25 protein-coding genes and 1 tRNA gene are annotated in these 25,256 nt (G+C 70.8%); 10 read left to right on the top strand and 16 right to left on the bottom strand.

The features are described 5' to 3' along the window. Positions 1–20 precede the first annotated feature (20 nt). Positions 21–203, top strand: coding sequence for a hypothetical protein (locus ACFZDA_RS26670; protein ID WP_078506886.1), 183 nt, complete (start codon positions 21–23; stop codon positions 201–203). A gap of 58 nt (positions 204–261) precedes the next feature. On the opposite strand, the gene ACFZDA_RS26665 is transcribed toward ACFZDA_RS26670, so the two are convergent. The 3 genes from ACFZDA_RS26665 to nth form a co-directional block, all read right to left on the bottom strand. Next, positions 262–1,461 carry a MarP family serine protease gene (locus ACFZDA_RS26665; RefSeq protein WP_086561048.1) on the bottom strand — a complete coding sequence of 400 codons (1,200 nt, stop codon included), beginning with the start codon at positions 1,459–1,461 and terminating at the stop codon, positions 262–264. A gap of 13 nt (positions 1,462–1,474) precedes the next feature. Beyond that, positions 1,475–2,170 carry an NUDIX domain-containing protein gene (locus ACFZDA_RS26660; RefSeq protein ID WP_391086193.1) on the bottom strand — a complete coding sequence of 232 codons (696 nt, stop codon included), beginning with the start codon at positions 2,168–2,170 and terminating at the stop codon, positions 1,475–1,477. 97 nt (positions 2,171–2,267) lie between these two features. Then, complete coding sequence (nth, locus tag ACFZDA_RS26655; protein ID WP_391086505.1) at positions 2,268–3,290, bottom strand: endonuclease III; 1,023 nt, start codon at positions 3,288–3,290, stop codon at positions 2,268–2,270. A 567-nt stretch (positions 3,291–3,857) separates the two neighbouring features. Between nth and ACFZDA_RS26650 the strand changes: the two genes are divergently transcribed. Beyond that, positions 3,858–4,532 (top strand): Crp/Fnr family transcriptional regulator, encoded by a 675-nt coding sequence (locus tag ACFZDA_RS26650; protein WP_010031945.1) that lies wholly within the window; start codon positions 3,858–3,860, stop codon positions 4,530–4,532. A gap of 90 nt (positions 4,533–4,622) precedes the next feature. Here the strand turns inward: ACFZDA_RS26650 and ACFZDA_RS26645 are convergent, their stop codons facing one another. The 4 genes from ACFZDA_RS26645 to ACFZDA_RS26630 form a co-directional block, all read right to left on the bottom strand. Further along, positions 4,623–5,453 carry an MBL fold metallo-hydrolase gene (locus ACFZDA_RS26645; RefSeq protein ID WP_391086190.1) on the bottom strand — a complete coding sequence of 277 codons (831 nt, stop codon included), beginning with the start codon at positions 5,451–5,453 and terminating at the stop codon, positions 4,623–4,625. After that, positions 5,450–6,328 carry an NUDIX hydrolase gene (locus ACFZDA_RS26640; RefSeq protein WP_391086188.1) on the bottom strand — a complete coding sequence of 293 codons (879 nt, stop codon included), beginning with the start codon at positions 6,326–6,328 and terminating at the stop codon, positions 5,450–5,452. Before ACFZDA_RS26640 ends, ACFZDA_RS26645 begins: the two co-directional genes overlap by 4 nt. 82 nt (positions 6,329–6,410) lie before the next feature. Continuing rightward, entirely contained in the window at positions 6,411–6,872 is a 462-nt protein-coding gene (locus ACFZDA_RS26635; RefSeq protein WP_391086186.1) for an Atu1372/SO_1960 family protein, read from the bottom strand. Further along, complete coding sequence (locus tag ACFZDA_RS26630) at positions 6,872–7,030, bottom strand: DUF4177 domain-containing protein (protein WP_003991873.1); 159 nt, start codon at positions 7,028–7,030, stop codon at positions 6,872–6,874. The genes ACFZDA_RS26635 and ACFZDA_RS26630 overlap by 1 nt, the downstream gene beginning before the upstream one ends. Positions 7,031–7,159: 129 nt before the next feature. On the opposite strand from ACFZDA_RS26630, the gene ACFZDA_RS26625 reads away from it, so the two are divergent. Beyond that, a complete protein-coding gene (locus tag ACFZDA_RS26625) occupies positions 7,160–8,137 on the top strand; it encodes an ArsA-related P-loop ATPase (protein WP_391086183.1) in 978 nt (325 codons plus the stop codon). A 94-nt stretch (positions 8,138–8,231) separates the two neighbouring features. Beyond that, positions 8,232–9,701 (top strand): ArsA-related P-loop ATPase, encoded by a 1,470-nt coding sequence (locus ACFZDA_RS26620; RefSeq protein ID WP_391086182.1) that lies wholly within the window; start codon positions 8,232–8,234, stop codon positions 9,699–9,701. A 123-nt stretch (positions 9,702–9,824) separates the two neighbouring features. Here the strand turns inward: ACFZDA_RS26620 and wblA are convergent, their stop codons facing one another. Beyond that, positions 9,825–10,163 carry a transcriptional regulator WblA gene (wblA, locus tag ACFZDA_RS26615; protein ID WP_010031964.1) on the bottom strand — a complete coding sequence of 113 codons (339 nt, stop codon included), beginning with the start codon at positions 10,161–10,163 and terminating at the stop codon, positions 9,825–9,827. A 408-nt stretch (positions 10,164–10,571) separates the two neighbouring features. On the opposite strand from wblA, the gene ACFZDA_RS26610 reads away from it, so the two are divergent. Beyond that, positions 10,572–12,854: a transglycosylase domain-containing protein gene (locus ACFZDA_RS26610; RefSeq protein ID WP_391086179.1), complete on the top strand. Its 2,283-nt coding sequence runs from the start codon at positions 10,572–10,574 to the stop codon at positions 12,852–12,854. Positions 12,855–13,001: 147 nt separating this feature from the next. Here the strand turns inward: ACFZDA_RS26610 and ACFZDA_RS26605 are convergent, their stop codons facing one another. Beyond that, the gene (locus ACFZDA_RS26605; RefSeq protein ID WP_391086177.1) at positions 13,002–13,466 is read right to left on the bottom strand and encodes a GatB/YqeY domain-containing protein; all 465 of its coding nucleotides are present in this window, start codon (positions 13,464–13,466) and stop codon (positions 13,002–13,004) included. Between the two features lie 166 nt (positions 13,467–13,632). On the opposite strand from ACFZDA_RS26605, the gene ACFZDA_RS26600 reads away from it, so the two are divergent. The 3 genes from ACFZDA_RS26600 to ACFZDA_RS26590 all read left to right on the top strand — a co-directional run bounded on the left by ACFZDA_RS26600 (position 13,633) and on the right by ACFZDA_RS26590 (position 15,623). Further along, positions 13,633–14,559: a metallophosphoesterase gene (locus ACFZDA_RS26600; protein WP_391086175.1), complete on the top strand. Its 927-nt coding sequence runs from the start codon at positions 13,633–13,635 to the stop codon at positions 14,557–14,559. A 169-nt stretch (positions 14,560–14,728) separates the two neighbouring features. Further along, a complete protein-coding gene (locus ACFZDA_RS26595) occupies positions 14,729–15,502 on the top strand; it encodes a Pr6Pr family membrane protein (protein ID WP_391086173.1) in 774 nt (257 codons plus the stop codon). A 47-nt stretch (positions 15,503–15,549) separates the two neighbouring features. Continuing rightward, positions 15,550–15,623 (top strand) — tRNA-Pro (locus ACFZDA_RS26590). Between the two features lie 377 nt (positions 15,624–16,000). On the opposite strand, the gene ACFZDA_RS26585 is transcribed toward ACFZDA_RS26590, so the two are convergent. The 3 genes from ACFZDA_RS26585 to ACFZDA_RS26575 all read right to left on the bottom strand — a co-directional run bounded on the left by ACFZDA_RS26585 (position 16,001) and on the right by ACFZDA_RS26575 (position 18,123). Next, positions 16,001–16,663, bottom strand: a complete 663-nt coding sequence (locus ACFZDA_RS26585; protein ID WP_391086171.1) for an NAD(P)H-binding protein — start codon at positions 16,661–16,663, stop codon at positions 16,001–16,003. Between the two features lie 35 nt (positions 16,664–16,698). Continuing rightward, entirely contained in the window at positions 16,699–17,343 is a 645-nt protein-coding gene (locus ACFZDA_RS26580; RefSeq protein WP_391086169.1) for an NAD(P)H-dependent oxidoreductase, read from the bottom strand. A 66-nt stretch (positions 17,344–17,409) separates the two neighbouring features. Then, positions 17,410–18,123 (bottom strand): DsbA family protein, encoded by a 714-nt coding sequence (locus ACFZDA_RS26575; protein WP_391086167.1) that lies wholly within the window; start codon positions 18,121–18,123, stop codon positions 17,410–17,412. A gap of 118 nt (positions 18,124–18,241) precedes the next feature. Between ACFZDA_RS26575 and ACFZDA_RS26570 the strand changes: the two genes are divergently transcribed. Then, positions 18,242–18,640 (top strand): winged helix-turn-helix transcriptional regulator, encoded by a 399-nt coding sequence (locus ACFZDA_RS26570; protein ID WP_391086165.1) that lies wholly within the window; start codon positions 18,242–18,244, stop codon positions 18,638–18,640. Positions 18,641–18,707: 67 nt separating this feature from the next. On the opposite strand, the gene ACFZDA_RS26565 is transcribed toward ACFZDA_RS26570, so the two are convergent. The 4 genes from ACFZDA_RS26565 to ACFZDA_RS26550 form a co-directional block, all read right to left on the bottom strand. Continuing rightward, positions 18,708–19,013: an aldo/keto reductase gene (locus ACFZDA_RS26565; protein ID WP_391086163.1), complete on the bottom strand. Its 306-nt coding sequence runs from the start codon at positions 19,011–19,013 to the stop codon at positions 18,708–18,710. Between the two features lie 111 nt (positions 19,014–19,124). Further along, complete coding sequence (locus tag ACFZDA_RS26560) at positions 19,125–20,336, bottom strand: ATP-binding protein (protein WP_391086161.1); 1,212 nt, start codon at positions 20,334–20,336, stop codon at positions 19,125–19,127. Then, positions 20,333–21,010, bottom strand: a complete 678-nt coding sequence (gene cseB, locus ACFZDA_RS26555) for a two-component system response regulator CseB (RefSeq protein WP_391086159.1) — start codon at positions 21,008–21,010, stop codon at positions 20,333–20,335. Before cseB ends, ACFZDA_RS26560 begins: the two co-directional genes overlap by 4 nt. 37 nt (positions 21,011–21,047) lie before the next feature. Continuing rightward, positions 21,048–21,503: a hypothetical protein gene (locus ACFZDA_RS26550; RefSeq protein WP_391086156.1), complete on the bottom strand. Its 456-nt coding sequence runs from the start codon at positions 21,501–21,503 to the stop codon at positions 21,048–21,050. 270 nt (positions 21,504–21,773) lie between these two features. Here ACFZDA_RS26550 and ACFZDA_RS26545 point away from each other — a divergent pair, with 270 nt between their 5' ends. Further along, positions 21,774–25,067, top strand: a complete 3,294-nt coding sequence (locus ACFZDA_RS26545; protein ID WP_391086504.1) for a S8 family serine peptidase — start codon at positions 21,774–21,776, stop codon at positions 25,065–25,067. Positions 25,068–25,256: the final 189 nt, after the last annotated feature.

Raw genomic sequence — 25,256 nt, 5'->3', positions numbered from 1 at the left:
GCAGGGGCACACGTCCGGGTATGGGCTGGACGCACGACTACAGTGACGCAAGCCGCAATCGCCGCTCGGCGGGCGGTGCGAACCCCCACCAGCGAAGCGGTGCACCGCAGATGGTGACAGCGGACCCCCGGGTCGGGATTCCGCGCATCCTCCGCCGCCGGGCCCGCTGGGTCTCCGTACGTCTGCGTCACACACGCGACTGAGGCGTCACTCGCGCGAGTGACGCCCCGACCTGCTCGCCCCCAGGGCCGCTCCTAGGGCCTAGAGCGCGCAGCTGTCGCTGCCCACCTGCTGGTTGGCGGTGCGCCCCTTGGTGATGTCCTGCTGGATCTCGTCCACCGTGAGCGCGTAACCCGTCTCGGCGTCGTCGAGGGACTTGGCGAAGACCACGCCGTAGACCCTGCCGTCGGGGGTGAGCAGCGGGCCGCCGGAGTTGCCCTGGCGGACGTTCGCGTAGAGGGAGTAGACGTCGCGGCGGACCGTGCCGCGGTGGTAGATGTCCGGGCCGTTGGCCGTGATGCGTCCCCGCACGCGCGCGGCCCGCACGTCGTACGCCCCGTTCTCCGGGAAGCCCGCGACGATCGCGCCGTCGCCGCTGCCCGCGTCCTTGGTGGTGAACCGCAGCACGGGCGCCTTGAGGTCCGGCACGTCGAGGACGGCGATGTCGCGCCGCCAGTCGTAGAGCACGACCGTGGCGTCGTACTTCCTGCCCTCACCGCCTATCTGCACGGTCGGCTCGTCGACGCCGCCCACCACATGCGCGTTGGTCATGACGCGGCGGTCGTCGAAGACGAAGCCGGTGCCCTCCAGGACCTTGCCGCAGCTCGGGGCCGTGCCCATGACCTTGACGATGGAGCGCTGGGCGCGGGTGGCCACCGGGCTGTTCGCCAGGGCCGGGTCCGGGGGCTGGACGTCGGTGATCGGCTCGTTCGAGAACGGGCTGAAGACCTGCGGGAAGCCGTTCTGCGCGAGGACCGAGGAGAAGTCCGCGAACCAGGTGGCGGCCTGGTCCGGCAGCGCCTGGGAGACACCGAGGAGCACCTTGGAGTTGCGGACCTCCTTGCCGAGCGTCGGCAGCGTGGTGCCCGCGAGGGCCGAGCCGATCAGCCAGGCGACCAGGAGCATCGCCACGACGTTGACCAGGGCGCCGCCGGTGGCGTCCAGGGCCCGGGCCGGGGACCAGGTGATGTGCCGGCGCAGCTTGTTGCCGAGGTGGGTGGTGAGGGCCTGGCCGACGGAGGCGCAGACGATGACGACGACGACCGCGACGACGGCCGCGGTCGTGTTCACCTCCGCGTTGTCCGTGATCGCGTCCCAGATGACGGGCAGCGCGTAGACCGCGACGAGACCGCCGCCCAGGAAGCCGGTCACCGACAGGATGCCGACGACGAACCCCTGGCGGTACCCCACGACCGCGAACCACACGGCGGCGACCAGCAACAAGATGTCCAGCACGTTCACGGAGGCCACCCTGTCATGCGCGCCAGTCGAGCGGGACCTGCTTCTCGCGGTCCCAGGGCCGCTCCCAGCCCGCGTAGTGCAGCAGCCGGTCGATGATTCCGGCCGTGAAACCCCAGACAAGTGCCGATTCGACCAGAAATGCCGGACCTCGGTGGCCGCTGGGGTGGACGGTGGTGGCGCGGTTGTCGGGATCCGTGAGATCCACCACGGGGACGGTGAAGACCCTGGCGGTCTCGTTCGGATCGACGACCCCGACCGGGCTGGGCTCACGCCACCAGCCCAGCACCGGGGTGACGACGAAGCCGCTGACCGGGATGTAGAGCCTGGGCAGGACGCCGAAGAGCTGGACGCCCGAGGGGTCGAGGCCGGTCTCCTCCTCGGCCTCGCGCAGGGCGGCCCGCAGTGGGCCGTCGCCCTGCGGGTCGCCGTCCTCCGGGTCGAGGGCGCCGCCGGGGAAGGAGGGCTGCCCTGCGTGCGAGCGCAGGGAGCTCGCACGCTCCATGAGCAGCAGCTCCGGCCCGCGCTCGCCCTCCCCGAACAGGATCAGTACGGCGGACTGGCGCCCGGCGCCGTCCTCCGGGGGCAGGAAGCGGCTCAGCTGCCGGGGCCGGACCGTCTCCACGGCGTGCACCACCGGGTCCAGCCAGGCGGGCAGCCCCTCCTTGCTGACCGCCACCCGGCCGCCCTGTGTATTGCTCGCCCGCGTCATCGCCACCCCCGTCGTCCTGCCGCTTCCAACGCACGGCGGCCCTGAGATCGTTCCGCGAACGACCGCGATCCCCTGATCGGGGGGCTCGTGGGGCGGCTCATCCGGCCCCCAGCGGCGGCGCCGGTTTGCCGCCCGCGTCCAGGTAGGCCTGCGGGGGGTTCAGACGCTGGCCGGGGAAGCCGCCCTTCTCGTACTTGAGCAGCTTCTTCGCCTTCTCCGGATCGGTCTCGCCCTCGCCGTACGCCGGGCAGAGCGGGGCGATGGGGCAGGCGCCGCAGGCGGGCTTGCGGGCGTGACAGATACGGCGGCCGTGCCAGATCACGTGGTGCGAGAGGTCCGTCCAGTCGCTCTTCGAAAAGAGCGCGCCGATCGCCGCCTCGATCTTGTCCGGGTCGGTCTCGGCGGTCCACTGCCAGCGGCGCACCAGGCGCTGGAAGTGCGTGTCCACGGTGATGCCGGGCCGGCCGAAGGCGTTGCCGAGCACGACGAACGCGGTCTTGCGGCCGACGCCGGGCAGCTTGACCAGGTCCTCGAGCCGGCCGGGGACCTCACCGCCGAAGTCCTCCACCAGGGCCTTGGACAGCCCTATGACCGACTTCGTCTTGGCCCGGAAGAAGCCGCACGGGCGGAGGATCTCCTCCACCTCCTCCGGGTTGGCGGCGGCCAGGTCCTCGGGGGTGGGGTACTTCGCGAAGAGGGCGGGGGTCGTCTGGTTGACGCGCAGGTCGGTGGTCTGCGCGGACAGGACCGTGGCGACGACCAGCTGGAAGGGGTTGGTGAAGTCCAGCTCCGGGTGGGCGTACGGGTAGACCTCGGCGAGCTCACGGTTGATCCGGCGGGCCCGGCGGACCAGGGCGGTACGCGACTCACCGCTGGGCGGGTGCACGACGGTCCTGGCCGGGGCCGCGCCCTGGATGCGGGCCGTGGCCTTCTTGGGCGCGACGGTGACCTTCTTGGCGGCGGGGGCCTTCTTCACAGGCGGGGCCTTCTTGGCGGCGGGGGCCTTCTTCGCGGACGCGGCCTTCTTCGCGGACACGGTCTTCTTGGCGGCGGAGGCCTTCTTCACGGACGCGGCCTTCTTCGCGGACACGGTCTTCTTGGCGGCGGAGGCCTTCTTCACGGACGCGGTCTTCCTAGCGGACGCGGTCTCTTTCACAGCCGCATCCCTTGTCGCAGACGCGGTCTTTTTCGCAGACGAAGCCTTCTTCACAGCCGCCGTCTTCCTCGCAGACGCGGCCTTCTTCGCAGCCGCCGTCTTCTTCACCGCCGCAGCCTGCATCGCAGATGCCTGCTTACTCGCGGCCCCGCCCTTCCCGGCAAGCGCCTTCTTCGCCGGCGTCGGCTTCCCGGAAGGCGTCGCCTCCCCTGTCGCTTTCGCCGTTTTCCTACCGCCATCGGGACTCTGTTCGCCCACAGCGGAATCGCGACGTACAACCACCCGCCCAGCCCCCTCGGCCTGTGCTCTCACCGGCGATTTGGACACCCGGCCAGCCTAAGGCCCGGCACCGACATCCGGCCCGGACCCCGAAGATCGGCGTCCAATTGGACCCCTGCCGCGTACCCCGGGACATGTGTGCGGCATCCTTGTGACAGATCACACTGTTTGGACCGTCAGGCAAAATGGGCACCACGGTGCCTTGGTACGCGGGGGCGACAGCCCCTGAGCAGGTCGACAAGGAGAGAACTCGTGGACGACGTTCTGCGGCGCAATCCGCTCTTCGCGGCGCTCGACGACGAGCAGGCCGCGGAGCTCCGCGCCTCCATGAGTGAGGTGACCCTCGCGCGCGGCGACTCGCTGTTCCACGAGGGTGACCCCGGCGACCGCCTGTACGTGGTCACGGAGGGCAAGGTCAAGCTCCACCGCACGTCCCCCGACGGCCGCGAGAACATGCTGGCCGTGGTCGGCCCCGGCGAGCTCATCGGCGAGCTGTCGCTCTTCGACCCGGGCCCGCGCACCGCGACCGCCACGGCGCTGACCGAGGTCAAGCTGCTCGGCCTCGGCCACGGCGACCTCCAGCCTTGGCTGAACGCCCGCCCCGAGGTGGCCACGGCGCTCCTGCGCGCCGTCGCACGCCGGCTGCGCAAGACCAACGACGCGATGTCCGACCTCGTCTTCTCGGACGTCCCGGGCCGTGTCGCCCGGGCCCTGCTGGACCTCTCGCGCCGGTTCGGCGTGCAGTCCGAGGAGGGCATCCACGTCGTCCACGACCTCACGCAGGAGGAACTGGCCCAGCTGGTCGGCGCGTCCCGCGAGACGGTCAACAAGGCCCTGGCGGACTTCGCCCAGCGCGGCTGGCTGCGCCTGGAGGCCCGCGCGGTGATCCTCCTGGACGTGGAGCGCCTCGCCAAGCGCTCGCGCTGACGCGCACGCGCCCCGTACGACGTCGGGCCCCGTCTCCTCGCGAGACGGGGCCCGACGTCGTACGGGGCGCGGTCGGACCAGGGGGCACGGTCAGATGAGCCCGTGTTCCTCCAGGTAGTCCAACTGCGCCCGCACCGACAGTTCCGCCGCCGGCCACAGGGAGCGGTCGACGTCGGCGTAGACGTGGGCGACGACCTGCCCGGGGGTGCGGTAGCCGTCCTCGACGGCCGTCTCGACCTGGGCCAGGCGGTGGGCGCGGTGGGCGAGGTAGTACTCGACGACGCCCTGGGCGTCCTCCAGGACCGGTCCGTGGCCCGGCAGCACCGTGTGGACGCCGTCGTCGACCGTGAGGGACCTCAGGCGCCGCAGGGAGTCCAGGTAGTCACCGAGACGGCCGTCGGGGTGGGCCACGACCGTCGTCCCGCGCCCCAGGATCGTGTCGCCGGTCAGGACGGCCTGGTCGGCCGGGAGATGGAAGGAGAGGGAGTCGGCGGTGTGGCCGGGGGTCGGGACGATCCTCAGTTCGAGACCGCCGGTGGTGATCACCTCCCCGGCGGACAGGCCCTCGTCGCCCAGCCGCAGTGCCGGATCGAGCGCACGCACGCGCGTGCCGGTCAGTTCGGCGAACCGGGCGGCGCCCGCCGCGTGGTCGGGATGACCGTGGGTCAGCAGGGTGAGGGCGACGCGCTTGCCGGCCCGCTCGGCCGTGGCGACGACATGGCGCAGATGCCCGTCGTCGAGGGGGCCCGGGTCGACCACCACCGCCAGGTCCGAGTCGGGCTCGGACAGGATCCAGGTGTTCGTGCCGTCCAGGGTCATCGCCGACGGGTTGGGGGCCAGGACGTTGACGGCCCGCGCGGTGGCGGGCCCCGAGAGGACCCCGCCGCGGGGCTGGCCGGGAAGGGCTGCTGCGTCCGTCATGCGCCGCCTCCACCGGTACGGGCGGTCGGGATGTGCTTGGTGAACTCGTCGTGGCCGGGCCAGGAGAGCAGGATCTCGCCGTCCACCAGGCGGGCGGTGGCCAGGACGGGCGTGAGGTCCCGGGCGGGGGCGGCCGCGAGCGCCTGGGCCGCGCTCTCGTACGCCGCCAGTTGACGCAGGGTCGCGATGGTCGGCGGCATCATCAGCAGCTCGCCCCTGTCGTACCCGGCCGCCGCCTCGCCCGGGGTGATCCACACCGCGTGGTCGGCCTCCGTGGAGGCGTTGCGGGTGCGCTGGCCCTCGGGCAGGGCGGCCACGAAGAACCAGGTGTCGTAGCGGCGGGCCTCGAACTCCGGGGTGATCCAGCGGGTCCAGGCACCGAGCAGGTCGGAGCGCAGGACCAGGCCGCGGCGGTCCAGGAATTCCGCGAAGGACAGGTCCCGGGCGACCAGGGCGCCGCGGTCGGCCTCCCAGCCGGCGCCGGTGGTGTCGCCGACGACCGAGTCGGGCGTCTCGCCGGCGAGCAGCACGCCCGCCTCCTCGTACGTCTCCCGGACGGCCGCGCAGACGATCGCCTGGGCCGTCGTCTGGTCGACACCGAGCCGGTCCGCCCACCACGCGCGCGTGGGGCCCGCCCAGCGGACCTGATGGTCGTCGTCCCGGGGGTCGACGCCGCCGCCCGGATAGGCGTACGCGCCTCCGGCGAAGGCCATGGAGGCGCGTCTGCGCAGCATATGGACGGCGGGGCCGGTGCCGGTGTCCTTCAGGAGCATGACGGTGGCCGCGCGCCTGGGGGTCACCGGGGTGAGGGTGCCGGCCGCGAGTGCGCGGATGCGGTCCGGCCACTCCGGGGGGTACCACTGACCGTTCGCCATGGGCGCGAGGCTATCCCGTGACGGGCGGATGTTCGAGTGGCCCCGGGGGCGGGGACCGCAGCCAGGACCCCACTAAAGGGGGTTACGCGAGCTCCACCTGGATCTCGACCTCCACCGGCGCGTCCAGCGGCAGCACCGCCACGCCCACCGCGCTGCGCGCGTGCACGCCCTTGTCGCCGAGGACCTCGCCGAGCAGCTCGCTGGCGCCGTTCAGCACCGCGGGCTGGCCCGTGAAGTCCGAGGCCGAGGCCACGAAGCCCACGACCTTCACCACACGCGCGATGCGGTCCAGGTCACCGGCGACGGACTTGACGGCGGCCAGCGCGTTCAGCGCACACGTGCGTGCCAGCTCCTTGGCCTCCTCCGGGGTGACCTCCGCACCGACCTTGCCGGTGACCGGAAGCTTGCCCTCCACCATCGGGAGCTGCCCGGCGGTGTAGACGTACGGCCCGGACTGCACGGCCGGCTGGTACGCGGCGAGCGGCGGGACGACGTCGGGCAGGGCCAGGCCGAGCTCGGCCAGCTTCGCCTCGACGGCGCCCATTACTGCTTCTCCCGCTTCAGGTAGGCCACGAGCTGCTCGGGGTTGTTCGGCCCGGGCACGACCTGGACGAGCTCCCAGCCGTCCTCGCCCCAGGTGTCCAGAATCTGCTTCGTGGCGTGGACGAGCAGCGGCACGGTTGCGTATTCCCACTTGGTCATGCGGCCGACTCTAGCCGCTGCCGGTCAGGGGCCACGCGGCCGACCACGCCCCGGTCGCCCGGCGGCCACTGCGGCGGTTATCCACAGCCTCCCGCGTAGCCCGGGCACGGACTGGTTAGGCTCGAATACGTGAGCAGGCTCCAGGTCGTCAGCGGCAAGGGCGGTACCGGCAAGACCACGGTGGCCGCGGCCCTAGCGCTGGCCCTGGCCACGGAGGGGAAGCGGACGCTTCTCGTCGAGGTCGAGGGCCGCCAGGGAATCGCGCAGCTCTTCGAAACGGAGGCGCTGCCTTATGAGGAACGGAAGATCGCGGTCGCTCCCGGGGGCGGGGAGGTGTACGCGCTGGCCATCGACCCCGAACTGGCCCTACTGGACTACCTCCAGATGTTCTACAAGCTGGGCAGCGCCGGACGGGCCCTGAAGAAGCTCGGCGCGATCGACTTCGCCACCACCATCGCGCCCGGCCTGAGGGACGTCCTCCTCACCGGCAAGGCGTGCGAGGCGGTACGGCGCAAGGACAAGAACGGGCGGTTCGCGTACGACTACGTCGTCATGGACGCCCCGCCCACCGGCCGCATCACGCGCTTCCTCAACGTCAACGACGAGGTCGCCGGTCTCGCCAAGATCGGCCCGATACACAATCAGGCGCAGGCCGTGATGCGGGTGCTGAAGTCGCCGGAGACGGCCGTGCACCTGGTGACGCTGCTGGAGGAGATGCCCGTACAGGAAACGGTGGACGGCATCGCCGAGCTGCGCTCGGCGCGGCTGCCGGTGGGGCGGATCATCGTGAACATGGTGCGGCCGGAGGTGTTGGACTCGGCCGACCTGGAACTCGTCCGGACGGTCCCGCGTTCCACAGTTGCGCGGTCGCTGTCGTCCGCCGGACTCGGCGGGGCGCGGCGCGGCGGGCGCGCGGAGCGGCTGGTGGATCCGCTGCTCACGCAGGCCGAGGAGTACGCCGAGCGGTATGCGCTGGAGCACGAGCAGCGCGCGGTGCTCACCGAGCTGGGCCTGCCGCTGCACGAACTGCCGCTGTTCGCGGAGGGCATGGACCTGGCGGGGCTGTACGAACTGGCCCGCGAGCTGCGCGAGCAGGGCGTGTCATGAGCCGGGCAGGCCGCGGCCCCGGGAACACCACAGGCCCGGGCCCCCGCAACAGCACACAGGCAAGGCCCGTCATGAGTCGGAAGCAGGGGATGTCATGAGTCGTCCGGACCCGGCCCACACCCACGACCCGGCCCGCCCTCTGTCCCCCGCCCGCGTCCTCGACGTCGATCCGCTGCTGGCGGACCCGAAGACCCGGATCGTGGTCTGCTGCGGCTCGGGCGGGGTCGGCAAGACCACGACCGCGGCGGCCCTGGGGCTGCGCGCGGCCGAGCGGGGCCGCAAGGTCGTCGTCCTCACCATCGACCCGGCCCGGCGGCTCGCCCAGTCCATGGGCATCGACTCCCTGGACAACACCCCGCGCCGGGTGAAGGGCATCGACGACTCCGCGGGCGGCGAGCTGCACGCGATGATGCTCGACATGAAGCGCACCTTCGACGAGATCGTCGAGGCGCACGCGGACCCCGAGCGGGCCGCCGCGATCCTGGGCAACCCCTTCTACCAGTCGCTCTCGGCGGGCTTCGCGGGCACGCAGGAGTACATGGCGATGGAGAAGCTCGGGCAGCTGCGGGCCAGGGACGAGTGGGACCTGATCGTCGTCGACACCCCGCCCTCCCGCTCGGCGCTGGACTTCCTGGACGCACCCAAGCGGCTCGGCTCGTTCCTGGACGGGCGGCTGATCCGGCTGCTGACGGCACCGGCGAAGCTGGGCGGCCGCGCCGGCATGAAATTCCTGAACGTCGGGATGTCGATGATGACCGGCACCCTCGGCAAGCTGCTCGGGGGCCAGCTCCTCAAGGACGTCCAGACGTTCGTGTCCGCGATGGACACGACCTTCGGCGGGTTCCGCACGCGTGCGGACGCCACGTACAAGCTGCTGCAGGCGCCCGGCACGGCGTTCCTCGTGGTCGCGGCCCCGGAGCGGGACGCGCTGCGCGAGGCCGCGTACTTCGTGGAGCGGCTGGCCGCGGAGGAGATGCCGCTCGCCGGGCTGGTGCTCAACCGGGTCCACGGCAGCGCCGCCGGCCGGCTGTCGGCCGAGCGGGCGCTCGCCGCCGCGGAAAATCTTGAAGAGCCCCGCATTGTGGATCAGGAGGGCGGGAAAGCAGTACTTCGTAACTCCCCCGACACGTACGACAGTTCAGGCTCTCCCACACCCGTAACACCAGCTCCGGCCGCTGCTGAGGCTTCTGACGGTGGCTCCCCCGCCGAGAACGCCGAGGAGGCCGGGACCACCGAGAACTCCGAAAACCCCGAGAACACTGAGAACTCCGAGAACAGAGAGCGGTCCGTCGACCAGCTCACGGCAGGCCTGCTGAGGCTGCACGCCGAACGGATGCAGCTGCTCTCCCGTGAGCAGCGCACGCGTGACCGCTTCACCGCGCTGCACCCCGAGGTGGCCGTGACGGAAGTGGGCGCGCTGCCCGGCGATGTGCACGACCTCGCGGGACTGCGCGACATCGGCGACCGCCTCGCGGCGGACGAGCGCGAGCTGCCCGACCCCGCCGACGACTCGGATGACTCCGGGCCGCCCCACGCGGACACCCGGCCCGAAGCGAGTGCCTGAGCACCCGAGACGAGTGGCTGAGCACCCGGTATGAGTGACTGAGCAAGTACCTGAGGGCAACCCGGCGATGGCGAAGGGCCCGTCAAGGGCCCTCGGACCGTCGGAGCTCCCGGAGGGAACCCCTCAGCTCACCGCCGCGTAGTTCTCGTAGACCTCGTCGTCGTCGAGGGGCACGATGCCTGTGCCGCGCTCGTACTCCGTGCGCGCCGTCTCCAGCAGCCGGCGCCAGGAGGTCACCGTGGGCCGCCTGCGCAGCAGTGCGCGGCGCTCCCGCTCCGTCATGCCTCCCCACACGCCGAACTCGACGCGATTGTCCAGCGCGTCGGCCAGGCACTCCGTGCGCACCGGGCATCCGGTGCACACCGCCTTGGCCCTGTTCTGTGCTGCTCCTTGAACGAACAGTTCATCCGGATCGGTAGTGCGGCAGGCCGCCTGCGCACTCCAGTCGACTACCCAGCCCATACCGGCGCCGTCCTCTCCCGAATCGAGGCTCCCCCACGGCGGCAGCGGCATATTCACCGCCGCCAGTTGAGGACGTTACGGAAGGTGGGCACAGCGCAACACCCCCAGCGGGCCCAATCTTGAATGGTCCGAACGGACTATGGGTAAGCGGCAGATCACCCGGGGGAGTGAGCTGGCGACATATGTAACCTTCCTGGCAAACCAGGACAGTTCGCTTGCGTCACAAGGGACGCCGTATGACACACAAGGCGGATTCGGACACGACCCCACCAAAAAAGTTGGGGAACACCCGGAACGATTCGGGGTCGCCGGACGTATTGATACGTGGCCTCACTGCTGTGACAGTTGAGAGCAGCTTAGGCCAAGGCCTCTACGCCTGTCCGGCGAATGAGAACGTAGGCTGCCCTCATGCCAAAGAAGCGCTCGGGCGGTGGCCTGTCTCCCACGCAGCAGGCCGCCAAGTTCCTCGGTGTCAGTGTTCTCGCGGGAGCCGTGCTGGCCGGTATCGCGCTGCCCGCGGTGGGCGCGCTGGGGCTGGCGGCGAAGGGATCGGTCGAGGGCTTCGACGAGCTCCCGGCCAACATGAAGACCCCGCCCCTGAGCCAGCGCACCACGATCCTCGACGCCGACGGCGGCCAGATCGCCACGGTCTTCTCGCGCGACCGCACGGTGGTCCCCCTCAAGGACGTCTCGCCGTACATGCAGAAGGCGATCGTCGCGATCGAGGACTCGCGCTTCTACCAGCACGGCGCGGTGGACCTGAAGGGCGTCCTGCGCGCCCTCAACAAGAACGCGCGCAGCGGTGAGGTCGCCCAGGGCGCCTCGACCCTGACGCAGCAGTACGTGAAGAACGTCTTCGTCGAGGAGGCCGGCGACGACCCGACGAAGGTCGCGCAGGCCACCCAGCAGACCATCGGCCGCAAGATCCGCGAACTGAAGTACGCGATCCAGGTCGAGGAGGAGCTCGGGAAGAAGAGGATCCTCCAGAACTACCTGAACATCACGTTCTTCGGGCAGCAGGCCTACGGCGTCGAGGCCGCGGCCCGGCGCTACTTCTCCAAGTCCGCCAAGGACCTGAACCTCCAGGAGGCGGCCCTCCTCGCCGGCATCGTCCAGTCGCCCAGCCGGTACGACCCGGTGAACGACGAGGCGGAGGCCACCAAGCGCCGCAACACCGTGCTCCGGCGCATGGCCGAGGTCGGCGACATCTCCCGGGCGCAGGCCGCCGAGGCGATGAAGGCGCCGCTGGGCCTGAAGGTCAGCAAGCCCAAGAACGGCTGCATCACGGCGACCAAGGGCGCGGGCTTCTTCTGCGACTACGTGCGCGAGGTCTTCCTGAACGACCCGGTCTTCGGCAAGACCAGGGAGAAGCGGGCGAAGGTCTGGAACCAGGGCGGCCTCACCATCCGCACCACCATGGACCCGCAGGCCCAGGACGCGGCGCAGCGGTCCATCAAGGACCACGTCTACAAGAGCGACGAGGTGGCCACCGCCGCCACCCTCGTCCAGCCCGGCACCGGCAAGATCCTGGCCATGGGCCAGTCGCGCCCGTACGGCTTCCGCAAGAACCAGACGCAGATCAACCTCTCCGTCGACCACTCGATGGGCGGCGGCATCGGCTACCAGCCCGGTTCGACGTTCAAGCCGATCGTGGCCGCCGCGGCCCTCGAGGACGGCATGCCGGCGAACAAGGTGTACCCCTCGCCGTACCAGATGGCGTACCCGAGCCCCGTCTCGGCGTGCGACGGCAAGACCTGGAAGAACAGCCGGACCGACCCCGCCAAGGTCGAGAACGAGAACGAGTCCGAGGTCGGCCCGTACGACATGAGGGAGGCGACCGCCAAGTCGGTCAACACCTACTACGTGGAGATGATCAGCGACATCGGCATCTGCCCGGTGACGTCGATGGCGAAGAAGATGGGCGTCGAGCGGGCCGACGGCGACAACATGCCCCAGGTACCCTCCATCGCCCTCGGCACCCAGGAGATGTCCCCGCTGACCATGGCGAACGCGTACGCCACGTTCGCCTCGCGCGGAATGTACTGCACGCCGGTCGCCATCGAGTCGATCAGCCAGCGCGTCGGCGACAGCACGAAGTCGCTCCCGGTCCCGAAGTCGACCTGCTCGCGCGCGATGTCGGAGAAGACCGCCGACACCATCAACACGCTGCTGCAGGGTGTCGTCGAGGACGGCACGGGCAAGAAGGCCGGACTCGGCAGCCGCCCCAGCGCCGGTAAGACCGGTACGACGGACGAGCGCTACGCGGCCTGGTTCGTGGGCTACACGCCGAACATGGCCGGTGCCGTGTGGGTCGGCGACCCCGCGCACAAGCGGAAGATGACCGGCATCACCATCGGCGGCGTCCCGTACGACAAGGTGTTCGGTGGCGAGGTCCCCGGACCGATCTGGCGCGACATGATGACCGGCGCGTTGGAAGGCAAGCCCGTCGAGAACTTCAACACCGTCCACATCCCCCCCGGCGTCGACCGGGACCGCGGCGACGGCAACGACGAGGGCCGCGACGACGGGGGCAACGGCGGCAACGGCGGGGACGGCTTCATCGGCGGCCTGGTCGGCGGCAACAACGGCGGCGGGGACGGCGGGACCTTCCCGACTCCGTCGTTCAGCATCCCGGAGGGGTTCTTCCGGGGCCAGGGCAACGGGGGCAACGGGAACGGAGGGCGCGGCTGACGCGGCCGACGCGGCCGACGACTCGGCTTCGCGGCCGACTCGGCCGGCGCGGCGTCCTGAGCGCGGACGGCCCCGTCCCGCCGTCCGAAGATCTTCGTTACGGAGATCTTCGGACGGCGGGACGGGGCCGGATGTCTTCCAGCCCGCCTAGCCCGCGAGGGTCTTCTTCACGGCCGCGGCGACGCGGCCGCCCTCGGCCTGGCCCGCGACCTTCGGGTTCACGATCTTCATGACCGCCCCCATGGCCCGCGGCCCCTCCGCCCCGGCCGCCTTCGCCTCCTCGACGGCCTGGGCGACGATCCGGTTCAACTCGTCGTCGCTGAGCTGCTTCGGCAGGTACGCGGCGAGCACCTCGCCCTCCGCCTTCTCCCGCTCCGCACTCTCGGCGCGACCACCCTGCGCGAAGGCCTCGGCCGCCTCACGGCGCTTCTTCGCCTCCCGGGTGATCACCTTCTGCACCTCGTCGTCGGAGAGTTCGCGCTTCTCCTTGCCCGCGACCTCCTCCTTGGTGATCGCGGCGAGCGTCAGCCGGAGCGTCGAGGAGCGGAGCTCGTCGCGCTCCTTGATCGCGGCGTTGAGGTCGTCCTGCAGCTTCGACTTGAGCGTGGTCATGGGGTTGATTGTCGCAGGTGCGGGCGGAGAGGCGCCCCCTGATTTGCGGGCGATGGCGCAAGGAATCGGTTCAAGGGCGGATCCAGGAGCCGGGGGGCCGGGAGGCGTCGGGGGTTTCGGGCACCGCCGGGCGGAGACGACACGCGGGGTCTGACACGATGGACGTATGCGCGCGCGATACGGAGTTCCTCTGGGAATCGCGGCGGCTGGTGCCGCCGGTCTGTTGTACTCGGCGGGCTTCGAGGCCCGCTCCTTCCGCCTCCGCCGGGTGACGGTCCCGGTCCTGCCCTCGGGAATGCGCCCCCTGCGCGTGTTGCAGGTCTCCGACATCCACATGGTCAGCGGGCAGCGCAAGAAGCAGCGCTGGCTGCGGTCCCTGGCGGGCCTGCGCCCCGACTTCGTGATCAACACCGGTGACAACCTCTCCGACCCCGAGGGCATCCCGGAGGTCCTGGACGCGCTCGGCCCCCTCATGGAGTTCCCCGGGGCGTACGTCTTCGGCTCGAACGACTACTACGGCCCGAGGTTCCGCAACCCCGCCCGCTACCTGTGGGAAAAGGTGCAGGGCCACCACGGCCTGAACGGCAACCCGCCGGCCGTCGGCGTGTCCCACATCCCGTGGGAGGACATGCGCGACGCCTTCGACGCGGCGGGCTGGCTGAACCTGACGAACACGCGCGGGACGCTCAAGATCGACGGCGTCTCGCTGGAGCTGACGGGCCTGGACGACCCCCACATCAAGCGGGACCGCTACGAGCAGGTGGCCGGCGGCCCGTCGGACTCCGCCGACTTCTCGATGGGCGTGGTCCACGCGCCGTACCTGCGCGCGCTGAACGCCTTCACTGCCGACGGCTACCCCTTGGTCCTGGCCGGCCACACCCACGGCGGCCAGCTTTGCATCCCCTTCTACGGCGCCCTGGTCACCAACTGCGACCTGGACACGGACCGCGTGAAGGGCCTGTCCACGCACACGGCGCAGGGCCGTACGTCGTACCTGCACGTCTCGGCGGGCTGCGGCACGAACCGCTACACACCGGTGCGGTTCGCGTGCCCGCCGGAGGCGACGTTGCTGACGTTGGTGGGGCGGGAGTAGGGGAGCCCCTGCCCGGGGGCGGTCAGAACGATCAGGGGGGTCAGGGAGCGATCACTCGGTCAAAGGTCGATCATTCGGTCAAAGGTCGATCACGGGCCGACGGGAGGCCCGTTAACCCACACAGCCCGCCCACATCGCCCCCTATGTCCGCTTCTGTCAGCGTGGGGGCATGACCGCCCCGATACCCCGGGACATACCGGATCTCCCCGCGATTCCGGGCAAGCCCGCGCTGAAGCCCTCCCCCGTCCCCGCCGCGGCCGTCGTCACCCCGGTCCGCCGCCCGGCGGCCACGGCCTTCCGCCTGCTGGTCGCCCTCGCGGCGACCGCGGGCGTGACGCTTGGAGTAGTGCTGGGCGACCCGACCCGGACCCTCAGCTACTTCGCCATCCAGAGCAACATCCTCCTGGCCCTGGTCATGGCCCTCTCAGCCCACCGAGCGTGGACGGCCAGTCGCCCGCTGCCAGGAGCCGTCCTGGGCGCGACCCTGCTCTACGCCGTCATCTCGACCCTGGTGTACCACCTGCTCCTGGCGAACGAGGCGAGCCCCTTCTCCCTCACGGGCGAGGCCGCGGCCGCTCCGACAGGCTGGCAGGCCGTCGCCCACCACACCCTCCACACGCTGACCCCCATCGGGGCCGTACTGGACTGGCTCCTGCTCACGACCCCCGGCCGCCTGCACCTGCGCCAGGCCGGCACGTGGCTGCTCTACCCCCTGGCCTACCTGGCCTTCTCCCTCATCCGAGGCGAGCTGCTCCTGCCGGGCACGCCCGACCGCCACCTCTACCCCTTCCTGGACGTCGACCAGGACGGCTACAAGAGGGTCCTCGGCAACGCCCTCCTCCTGGGCCTCTCCTTCTACGCCCTCGCGATCCTCCTCGTGGCCCTCGACCACGCCCGCCCGAACCCCCTCCGCCACCCCTGGAAAACCGGATTTCGTCTCTAGCCACCAGTGGGCTAAAGTAAACGTCGTCGCCGCGACAGCAGCGACATCGGGGTGTAGCGCAGCTTGGCAGCGCGCTTCGTTCGGGACGAAGAGGTCGTGGGTTCAAATCCCGCCACCCCGACAGTGAAATACCAGGTCAGGGGCCTGATCCGCTTGAACGGGTCGGGCCCCTGAGTGGTTCCCAGAGACATCTTGGGAGCCGACTTCGGAATGTGGCTCCCCTGGCGGCCACTCTTCGAGATCAGCAGCATGTCCTCCTTCCACTCCCCTGGGCAAATGCAGGCACAGGTCGCCGTCGGGATAGACGTGCGGCAAGGCCGTGGCACGCGGATGCAGAGCCAGGGGCGGGTCGATGACCATCACGCGCGGTCGGTGACGGTGCCGGTAGGTGACCCGTACCGTGTAGCGCCTGCTGGCGGGGGTGGGTTGCAGGAGGGCCGTGCAGACGAGCAACATCCACACCACCATGACCGACGAGGACTGCGCGCATGGGGAGTGTCAGCCGCGTGCGTTCCAGACGAGGGGGGCCTTGCGGGTCCAGGTGTCCTGCTCCAGTGTGTCGAGGAGGAAGCGGGCGAGGTCGGCGCGGTTGATCCGCGCCCCCGGCTTCTCGGTGCCGGCCTCGGCGGCGCGCGGAGGGCCGCTCATCGGCTTGTCGGTGAGGGCGACGGCTCGGGCGAGGGTCCAGTCGACGTCGGAGGCGCGAAGGAGCTGGTCGACGCCGTGGTGGTCGTCGAAGCCGGCCTTGAGGTTGGAGACCTTGATCAGGGCCTTGAACACCGGGTTGAGTCGGGCCCAGTCGTCTCCGGCGCCCATCGTGGAGGTCAGGACGATCCGGTTGATGCCCTCCTCCTTCATCACGGTCAGGATGTTGCGAGTGGCGTCGGTCATGAACATGGGCGGGCTGACGGGTTTGGCCCAGGGGTTGTCGGAGGCGCGGGAGTTGTTGAGCGCGCTCATGACCGCCTCCGTTTCCTTGGCGGCCTTGCGGAGGTCGTCGATATTGGCGGGCGTGCCCTGGATCAGTTCGACGCCGGCCGGGGCCTGGACGGCGTCGGGGTTGCGTACGAGGGCCCGGACGCGGTGGCCGCGCTGGGCTGCCTCGTTGAGGACGTGGATGCCGGTGCGGCCGGTGCCGCCGAGGACGAGTATGTGGGACATGGTGGTCGCTTGCCTTTCGGGACAGGTCGGACTGGTCAGGCGGCGTGCCGGCCGCGGATGGCGGTGGCCAGGGTGCGTGCCTGGGTGTGGGCGTCGGTCAGTGACGCTTCGTGGAGGGTGAGGAGAGGGGCCAGGGCCGGCACGTGCGGGGCCATGGTCAGCTCGGGCATGACCGTCGTCAGGTCGAGGCCGAGGTTGGTCGGGTGGCCCAGGACGGTTTCCAGCGCCGGCACCAGGTGGTCCATGCCGTGCTTGGGGGCGCCGGGGCCGTAGCCGCCGCCGCGTGCGGAGATCAGCACGGCGGGGCGGCCGACGGTGGGAGGGGGTCCGTCGAAGCTCAGGGTGCGGCCGTTGACCATGATCTGGTCCAGCCATGCCTTGAATACGGACGGCATCGTGAGGTTGTACATCGGCACGGTGAACAGGTAGGCGCCGGCGCCGAGGAATTCCTCGATCAGCTCATCCTGGATCGCCAGGGCCTTCGCCTGCTCGGGGGTTCGCTCGGCAGGGTCGGTGGTACGGGCGGTGATGCCCGCCGCGCTGAGGTGCGGGGCGGGGGAGACGGCCAGGTCACGGTGGACGACCGCGCCCTTCCACTCGTCACGGAAGGACCGGGCGACCTGACGGGAGACGGATGCCTCGCCGAGCGAGGAGGCGTCGATGTGCAGCAGGTACGACATGGAGGATTCAGCCTTTCAGAATGATCAAGCGTGTGTCGGGGAGCGAAGGGTGGAGGTCGGTGGAGGTCAGCTGTGGGCCGGGACGGCGCAGCCCTCGGGGCCGCAGACCGGAGCGTCGCCGCCGGTGCCCAGGGTGAGCGGGTGGGATGCGTCCCAGGCCGTGCGCAGCACGTCGACAAGGCCGTCGCTGTCCTGGGCCCCGGGGACGCCGTACCTGCCGTCGACGACGATGAAGGGTGCGCCGGTGGCCCCCAGGCGCTGGGCGCGGGCGGCATCGTCGCGGACCTGCCGCCGGTAGCGGTGCTCGGTGAGCGCTCGGCGGGTGTCCTCGCGGTCCAGAGCGATCTCCTGAGCCAGGTCGAGCAGGTCGTCCAAGCTGAAGACGGGGCGGGCCTGGCCGAAGTAGGCGCGGAAGATCGCGTCCCAGGCTTCACGGTTCTTGCCCTCGGCGGAGGCGTGGGCGAGGAACTCGTGCGCCAGGTCGGTGTTGCCGACCATGTTGTCCAGCACCTTGTAGGGGCTGAGCCCCTCGGACTCGGCCAGTGCCTCGATCCGGCGGGTGGACGCCTCCGCCTGGGAGCTGCCCATGCCGTGCCGACGCAGCAGCGCGTCACGGACGCTGAACGTCTCACCCACGGGGAACGAACTGCTCAGCGGGAACGAGTGGTGGATGACCTCCACCTCGTCGCCGTGCTCGAACCGCTCCACGGCCCGGTCCAGACGGTGGCTGCCCAGTCCGCACCACGGGCAGGTGACCTCGGCCCATATCTCGATCTTCATGACGCGCCTTCCATGCCTGCGCTGGATTCCTACTTTTTGTTCGTAGCGCCATGATGAGCCAGTATGGAAGTCGATACAAAAGGCACATCGGTGTTCGTGCCGGAGAGGAATGTGCGTCATGGAGGTCACCGGCAGTTCGGGCGGCGCGGCGGCGGTGGGGCCCTGTGCCCGCATCCCCGCCGAGCACATGGACTTCATCCGGCAGGTCCTGGACCGCGTCGGCGACAAGTGGAGCCTGCTGCTCATCGCGGTCGTGGAGTCCGGCCCGCTGCGCTACACCGACCTGCAGCGCCAGGTCCCCGGAATCTCCCAGCGGATGCTCACCCTCACACTGCGCCAGCTCCAGCAGGACGGTCTGATCACCCGCACCGCATACGCGGAGGTTCCGCCGCGCGTCGAGTACTCCCTCACCCCGCTGGGCCGCGGCCTCCACGAGATCGTGACATCCCTGATCGGATGGGCCGCCGACCACCACGACGAGATCCGCGAGCACCGAGCCCGCGCCACTGCACCGTGACGACCGCACTGGGCGATGGAAGGCAGAGTGCGGTCGGCCCACCGGCTGTGGGATAGGGGTGCGGGTGTCAGCCCTGGCTTCCGCCGACGCCGCCTACGGGGGCCATCTCGGCGATGCGGGTGAGGTCCTCGGCGGTCAGTGTGAGGTCGGCCGCGGCGACGTTCTCCGTGACGCGGTCGAGGTTGCGCGAGCCGGGGATGGGGACGACGTAGTCCTTCTTCGCGAGCAGCCACGCCAGCGCCAGCTGCGCCAGCGTGGCGCCCCTGTCCTCGGCGAACTTGGTCAGTTCGGCGACGATGGCGACGTTGGCGTCGAAGTTCTCCGGCTTCCACCAGGCCAGCTGCCGGCGGAAGTCGTTCGCGTAGCAAGGCACCGGCCGAACCGTCGCCCGCTCGGCAGCCTGAGCAACGCATTGGCCTGCTGCAGATGCTGCTCAGCACGTCGGCGGCCCGGTGCGGGGCCTCTCCTGCCCGCATCCGGCGGATCAGTCCGTCGGCAGCCGCAGCTCCGTCCCCGCTCCCCCCTCGGGACGGTTGCGGAAGGTCAGGCGGGCGCCGAGCAGGCGGGCCTGGCCGGTCGCGATGGTCAGGCCGAGGCCGGTGCCGCCGGTCCGGGAGCCCGCGCGGAAGCGCTGGGGGCCGGAGGTGTGCAGTACCGCGAGCAGATCGGGCGGGAAACCGGGGCCGTGGTCGCGGACCCGGACCACGGGGCCGTCGACCTCCACCTCCACGGGCGGGGCGCCGTGCCGCAGGGCGTTGGCGGCCAGGTTGGCCAGGATCCGCTCGACACGGCGCGGGTCGGTGACCACGACCGCGTCCGCCACGACCGTCACCCGCACGCCGTCGAGCCCGGCGACCGCACGCCGGGTCATGGCGCTCACCTCACGCTCCTCGGTCTCCACCGTCGCCACCTGGGAGTCCAGCCGGGCCACTTCCAGCACGTCCTCCACCAGCCCGCGCAGTTTCCGCACGCTGCCCGCCACCAGGTCGGACGCCCGGCCGGGCGGTAGCAGGCCGACCGCTGCCGACATGCCCGCGACCGGCGTGCGCAGTTCGTGCGCGATGTCGGCGGTCACCCGCCGCTCGGCCTCCAGACGGGCGCCGAGCGCGTCCGCCATGGTGTTGACGGAGGCGGCGAGCCGGGCGATCTCGTCATGGCCGTGGGGGCGGACCCGGGCGTCGAGGTCGCCGTCGGCGATGCGTTCCGCCGTACGCGCGGCGGCCGTGGCCCGCCGTCCCATCCGCACCCCGAGCAACAGTCCGGCCAGGGACACCAGGACGGTGACGGCCGCGCCCGTGGCGAGCAGCGTTCGGTCGAGTGCGGCCAGGGACCGCTCCTCGGGGGCGTAGGAACGGCGGATCGCGAGGACCTTGCGGTCCGAGACCCGGGTCGCCGCCCACAGCACCGGATCCTCCCCGCCCTCCTGAAGGTAGGTCACCCGGACGTCGTCGCGCACGGCCCGTGCCACCGGCCCGGGCAGATCAGGCGGGTCGAGCCTGGCGTCCGACCTGCGTCCGTCGGCGTGGTCGCCGGCGGCGCTCAGCAACTCCTGGTCCAGGCCGGAGCGGGCGGTGGCCAGTTGGTCGGCGGCGGTGGTCCGGTGCACCAGCACCCCGATCGCCCCCGCCACGCACACGGCCGCGGCGGCGACGGCCAGGGCGACCTTCGCTCCCACGTTCAAGGCGGGCCGTCTCATGGGCGCAGCTTGTAGCCGAAGCCGCGTACCGTCTCGATCCGCTCCCGGCCGATCTTGGAGCGCAGGCGCTGCACGTGGACGTCCACCACCCGGGTGTCACCGGACCAGGCGTAGTCCCAGACGCGTTCCAGGAGCAGGTCCCGGGAGAGCACGATCCCCGGCGCGGCGGCGAACTCACTCAGCAGCTTCAGCTCGGTCGTGGTCAGCGCGAGCGGCTGTCCGTCCCGGCGCGCGGTCAGGGACACCGGGCAGAACTCCAGGTCCCCGAAGTGCAGGCGCGGGCTTTGGTCCGGCTGCCCGGCGGGTGCCGCCCGGCGCAGCAGGGAGCGGATGCGGGCCACGAGGACCGGGCCGTCGAAGGGCTTGGTGACGTAGTCGTCGGCGCCTGCCTCCAGGCCCATCACCACGTCCACCGGGTCGTTGCGGGCCGAGATCAGCAGCACGGGCACCCCCGACTCCTCGCGGATACGGCCGGCCAGGCTCACCCCGTTGAGGCCCGGCAGCATGATGTCGAGGACGGCCACGTCCGGATGGCGTTCGCGGAAGAGCGCGAGCCCGGTCAGGCCGTCGGCCGCGGTACGGACGTGGTAGCCGCGCTCCTCCAGAGTGAGCCGCGTGGCCTCCCGGATCAGCTCGTCGTCCTCGACCAGCAGCACATCCTGCGCAGCGTGCATCGCGTTCCCTCTCCGACGGTCCTCTGCTGTGCCGTTCTCAGGCATCCGGTACTTCCAGCTCGGTGTCGTCGATGCCTTTCGCCCAGAACGGCGCGGGAGGATGCACGGGGGTCAGGGTCGCATGGCTGTAGAACGACACGTCGCCGCGCCTGACCGGATCGCTCAGCACGACGTCGACCCGGTAGCTCGGCGGGTTGTCGTTGCCGTCGGGGCAGCCGGACAGGCAGGTCACGTCCGTGGCGACTCCGGTGGCCCGCGCCCGGGGCGAGCCCCAGTCCCGCCACGTCAGCTTGCCCAGGGAGACGCGCATGGTCGCCTCGACCTCGTAGGGGCGCTGCCAGGCCCGGCCGTACCAGTCCGTCATGTACACCGGTCCCGTCCAGGGGATCGTCGTCGCCGCCGGGCCCTCGACCCGCACGCCGCCGTCCACCCCGCCGCAGCCGGTCAGGCAGGCGGCCAGCACGGCGCACGGCACGATTCGGCGAAGCCGCATCCCTGCTCCTTCCGCCGGGTTGCCGGGTCCTGTGGAGATCGCTCCCGCACCAGCCGGAGGCCATGGCACGACCGGCTGTTCTCGCTCATCGAGCCTGACCTGTGCATGTAACAGCTGCCCATCGAAGCGTCATCGACATCGCTACGTCGCCGCCGCACAGCCGACGAACAGCTGTGCGTCCGCGTTCCTACCGTGGCTCCGATCATTGCCACCCGGCACTCCAGCTCTGGGGGAACTTTGCGCAGAAAAGTGAGAACGGCATCCGTGGGCATGGCCGCGGCGACCGTGGCGGCGGCCCTCGCCACCGGACTGATCGGCACGGCACAGGCCACGCCCGAGCCGGCCGGTACGGCGGCGACCGCAGCCAAGTCCAGGGAATCAGCGGCCACACACCGCATCGCCCTTGTCACCGGTGACCGTGTCCTCGTCAACGCCAAAGGCGATGTCGTCGGCATGGAGCGGGCCAAGGGCCGCGAGCGGATCCCCGTGCAGATACGGAAGGCCGGCGGCCACACCCTCGTCATCCCGACGGACGCCGCCCGGATGATCGCGAGCGGCAGCCTCGACCAGAGGCTGTTCGACGTCACCGAGCTCGACAAGCCGGACAACCGCAGGAACCAGCAGGACGGCCTGAAGGTCATCGTCGGCTACAAGGGCACCGCACGCGCCCTGAAGGCGGAGGTCCGGGACACGGGCACGGTCCACCGGACCTTCAAGTCCCTGGACATGGACGCCGTCCGGACGCGCACCGCGCAGACGCCGAAGCTGTGGGACACCCTCACCAACGGTGACGCCCTCGCCCCGGGCATCTCCCATGTCTGGCTCGACGGCGTCCGCAAGGCCAGCCTCGACAAGTCGGTGCCGCAGATCGGCGCACCCGCGGCCTGGGCCAAGGGCTACGACGGCAAGGGCGTCAAGGTCGCCGTCCTGGACAGCGGCCTCGACAGCGGCCATCCCGACCTCAAGGGCCAGGTGCTCGCCGCCAAGAACTTCAGCACGTCCACCACCACCGAGGACCGGCAGGGCCACGGCACGCACGTCGCGTCCACCATCGCCGGAACCGGTGCCGCGTCCGGTGGCAAGTACAAGGGCGTCGCCCCCGGAGCCAAGCTCCTCATCGGCAAGGTCCTCGGCGACCAGGGCCAAGGCGACGACGCCGGCATCATCGCGGGCATGGAGTGGGCCGTCGACCAGGGCGCCGACGTCATCAACCTCAGCCTGGGCGGCCGCGACACCCCGGGTGTCGACCCGATGGAGGCCACCGTCAACAGGCTTTCGCAGACCAAGGGCGTCCTCTTCGCCATCGCCGCCGGCAACGAGGGCGAGCAGGGCTTCAAGACCGTCGACTCCCCGGGCAGCGCCGCCGACGCGCTCACCGTCGGCGCCGTCGACGGCCACGACGAGGTCGCGGACTTCTCCAGCATGGGTCCGACCGCCGACGGCGCCCTCAAGCCGGACGTGACCGCGCCCGGCGTGGGCATCACCGCGGCCGCGGCCAAGGGCAGCGCCATCGCCAAGGAGCTCGGCGAGAACCCGCCCGGCTACCTGACGATCTCGGGTACGTCGATGGCGACCCCGCATGTGGCGGGGGCCGCCGCCCTCCTCAAGCAACAGCATCCCGACTGGACGTTCCGCGAGCTGAAGGCCGCATTCGTGGGTTCCGCCAAGGGCGGCGACTACACCCCCTACGCGCAGGGTTCGGGCCGCGTCCAGGTGGACAAGGCGATCGGCCAGAGCGTGTTCGCCGAGACGACCTCGGTGAGCTTCCCGGTCCAGCGGTGGCCGCACACCGACGACACCCCGGTCACCAGGAAGATGACGTACCGCAACGCCGGTACGAAGGACATCACGCTGTCCCTGTCGACCCGGGCCTTCAACCCCCGGGGCGAGGCGGCTCCGCGGGGCTTCCTCACCCTGGGCGCGAAGACCGTCACCGTCCCCGCAGGCGGCCGGGCGTCCGTGGACGTCACCGTCGACACCCGGCTGGGCGGCGGGCTCGTCGGCGGCTACTCGGCCTATGTGACGGCCAAGGGTGACGGGCAGACCGTCCGCACGGCGCTGGGAGTCGAGCGGGAGGAAGAGGCGTACGACGTCACGCTGAAGTTCGTCAACCGCCCCGGGCAGCACCCGGTCCACCTCACCACCCTGTCCCGGGACGAGCGCAACGGCGCCCAGTTCGCGGACATGTCCACCGGCGACACGGTCACCCTCCGCGTCCCCAAGGGCCCGTACATCCTCGACTCGCTCAGCGTGAAGGACCCGAACTCGACCGAGGGCGGCGTCGACTGGCTGGTCCGGCCCGTGCTGAACGTCGACAAGGACCGGACGGTCACGCTCGATCTGAACAAGACCCGGTCGGCCGACATCACCGTGCCGGACAAGAAGGCCAAGCCGCTCCAGGCCATGATGTTCTACCAGCACAAGGCCACGCTGGTGGCGAACTACGTCGTGATGCCCACCTTCTCCGACATCCGTGTCGCGCACGTCGGCCCCGAGATGCCGTCCGGCCTGACGCAGACCTGGTCCGGGCAGTGGACCAGGGGCAAGGGCGCCGAGTACAACACGCTCGACGGCGGCGCGGTGAAGAAGATCGCCGGGACGCATGTCCACCATTACAGGGCGAGAGAGTTCGCCACGGTGAAGGCCGGTCTGGGCGCCTCGACCCCGGGAAAGACCGGGGTGCTCGCTCTGGCCGGCACCCTGCCCCTCATCAACGGCATCCACACCCCGCTGCCCCAGAAGCTGCCCACCAGCCGGACGTACTACCTGTCCACGGGCGACGGCGCCGAATGGTACTTCGACTTCCAGCAGTTCTCTGGGAAGAAGGACGCGGACGGTGTGCCGATCGTGGAGGCCGAATCCACCACCGGTGACTACCAGAAGCTCACCGGTGGCCGGACCTACCGGAAGATGTTCGACACGGCGGTGTTCGCGCCGCGGGTGGTCCCCGGGCTGTCCGGTGTCTTCCACGGCCCCGACGGGATCTACGGCCAGCTTCCGCTCTTCGCCGACGGCGGGCGGAACGAAGCGGTCTCCAGCCTCACCTCGGTGCGGACGACGCTGTACCGCGACGGCAAGAAGGTCGCCTCGAACGCCGACCCGCTGACCGGCGACAAGGTGTTCAAGGTCCCGGCCGGCGAGGCCGAGTACACCCTGACCACGTCGGCCAGGCGAAGCGCCCGGGTCCAGGCCGCCTCCACCCGGGTCGACGCGAGCTGGACGTTCCACTCGAAGGCGCCGTCCGCCGGGCTGCCGGCCGAACTGCCGGTCTCCACGGTGCGCTTCGCACCGAAGACGGGCCTGGACAGCCGGGTCGTGGCCGGCCGGACCCTCACCTGCCCCGTCACCGTCGAGGGTGCGGCGAGGGGGCGCAACCTCAAGTCGCTCTCGGTGTCCGTGTCGTACGACGACGGCAGGACCTGGAAGAAGACCGATGTCCAAAACGGAAGGATCACCGTGAAGAGCCCGGCGAAGGGCAAGGGCATCTCCCTCCGCGCCAAGATCATCGACAGGAAGGGCAACAGGTCCACGATCTCGGTGCACAACGCGTACTACGGCACGTGAGGATCGGGTCGCTCAGACCCGCCGCGTACGCCGCAGGGCGGTGCGGGCCGGGAGGACGGTGGCCGTCGTGCCGAGGAGCAGGCAGGCGGCCACCGCGCCGGTGACCCAGGGCCAGGCCACCGACAACTCCACCGGCAGGCCGACCCTGTTCGCGCAGGCCGGGGACCGTGCCGAACAGGGCCGGTGTGG

This window comes from Streptomyces sp. NPDC007991, assembly GCF_042958445.1.
GTDB lineage: Bacteria > Actinomycetota > Actinomycetes > Streptomycetales > Streptomycetaceae > Streptomyces.
Note: the sequence above shows the minus strand (reverse complement) of the source record. Positions and strands in the feature narration are given on the sequence as shown.

Bases quoted from the DNA above. Each gene is read 5' to 3' on its own strand.
- cseB (WP_391086159.1), bottom strand. From the start codon at position 21,010: ATGCACGCTGCGCAGGATGTGCTGCTGGTCGAGGACGACGAGCTGATC.
- ACFZDA_RS26635 (WP_391086186.1), bottom strand. From the start codon at position 6,872: ATGGGCGCCGTCGAGGCGAAGCTGGCCGAGCTCGGCCTGGCCCTGCCC.
- ACFZDA_RS26585 (WP_391086171.1), bottom strand. From the start codon at position 16,663: ATGTCCCACATACTCGTCCTCGGCGGCACCGGCCGCACCGGCATCCAC.
- ACFZDA_RS26560 (WP_391086161.1), bottom strand. From the start codon at position 20,336: ATGAGACGGCCCGCCTTGAACGTGGGAGCGAAGGTCGCCCTGGCCGTC.
- ACFZDA_RS26645 (WP_391086190.1), bottom strand. From the start codon at position 5,453: ATGACGGACGCAGCAGCCCTTCCCGGCCAGCCCCGCGGCGGGGTCCTC.
- ACFZDA_RS26580 (WP_391086169.1), bottom strand. From the start codon at position 17,343: ATGTCGTACCTGCTGCACATCGACGCCTCCTCGCTCGGCGAGGCATCC.
- ACFZDA_RS26630 (WP_003991873.1), bottom strand. From the start codon at position 7,030: ATGACCAAGTGGGAATACGCAACCGTGCCGCTGCTCGTCCACGCCACG.
- ACFZDA_RS26610 (WP_391086179.1), top strand. From the start codon at position 10,572: ATGCCAAAGAAGCGCTCGGGCGGTGGCCTGTCTCCCACGCAGCAGGCC.
- ACFZDA_RS26640 (WP_391086188.1), bottom strand. From the start codon at position 6,328: ATGGCGAACGGTCAGTGGTACCCCCCGGAGTGGCCGGACCGCATCCGC.
- ACFZDA_RS26545 (WP_391086504.1), top strand. From the start codon at position 21,774: ATGGCCGCGGCGACCGTGGCGGCGGCCCTCGCCACCGGACTGATCGGC.
- ACFZDA_RS26600 (WP_391086175.1), top strand. From the start codon at position 13,633: ATGCGCGCGCGATACGGAGTTCCTCTGGGAATCGCGGCGGCTGGTGCC.
- ACFZDA_RS26550 (WP_391086156.1), bottom strand. From the start codon at position 21,503: ATGCGGCTTCGCCGAATCGTGCCGTGCGCCGTGCTGGCCGCCTGCCTG.
- ACFZDA_RS26575 (WP_391086167.1), bottom strand. From the start codon at position 18,123: ATGAAGATCGAGATATGGGCCGAGGTCACCTGCCCGTGGTGCGGACTG.
- ACFZDA_RS26670 (WP_078506886.1), top strand. From the start codon at position 21: ATGGGCTGGACGCACGACTACAGTGACGCAAGCCGCAATCGCCGCTCG.
- ACFZDA_RS26570 (WP_391086165.1), top strand. From the start codon at position 18,242: ATGGAGGTCACCGGCAGTTCGGGCGGCGCGGCGGCGGTGGGGCCCTGT.
- ACFZDA_RS26660 (WP_391086193.1), bottom strand. From the start codon at position 2,170: ATGACGCGGGCGAGCAATACACAGGGCGGCCGGGTGGCGGTCAGCAAG.
- wblA (WP_010031964.1), bottom strand. From the start codon at position 10,163: ATGGGCTGGGTAGTCGACTGGAGTGCGCAGGCGGCCTGCCGCACTACC.
- ACFZDA_RS26595 (WP_391086173.1), top strand. From the start codon at position 14,729: ATGACCGCCCCGATACCCCGGGACATACCGGATCTCCCCGCGATTCCG.
- ACFZDA_RS26620 (WP_391086182.1), top strand. From the start codon at position 8,232: ATGAGTCGTCCGGACCCGGCCCACACCCACGACCCGGCCCGCCCTCTG.
- ACFZDA_RS26605 (WP_391086177.1), bottom strand. From the start codon at position 13,466: ATGACCACGCTCAAGTCGAAGCTGCAGGACGACCTCAACGCCGCGATC.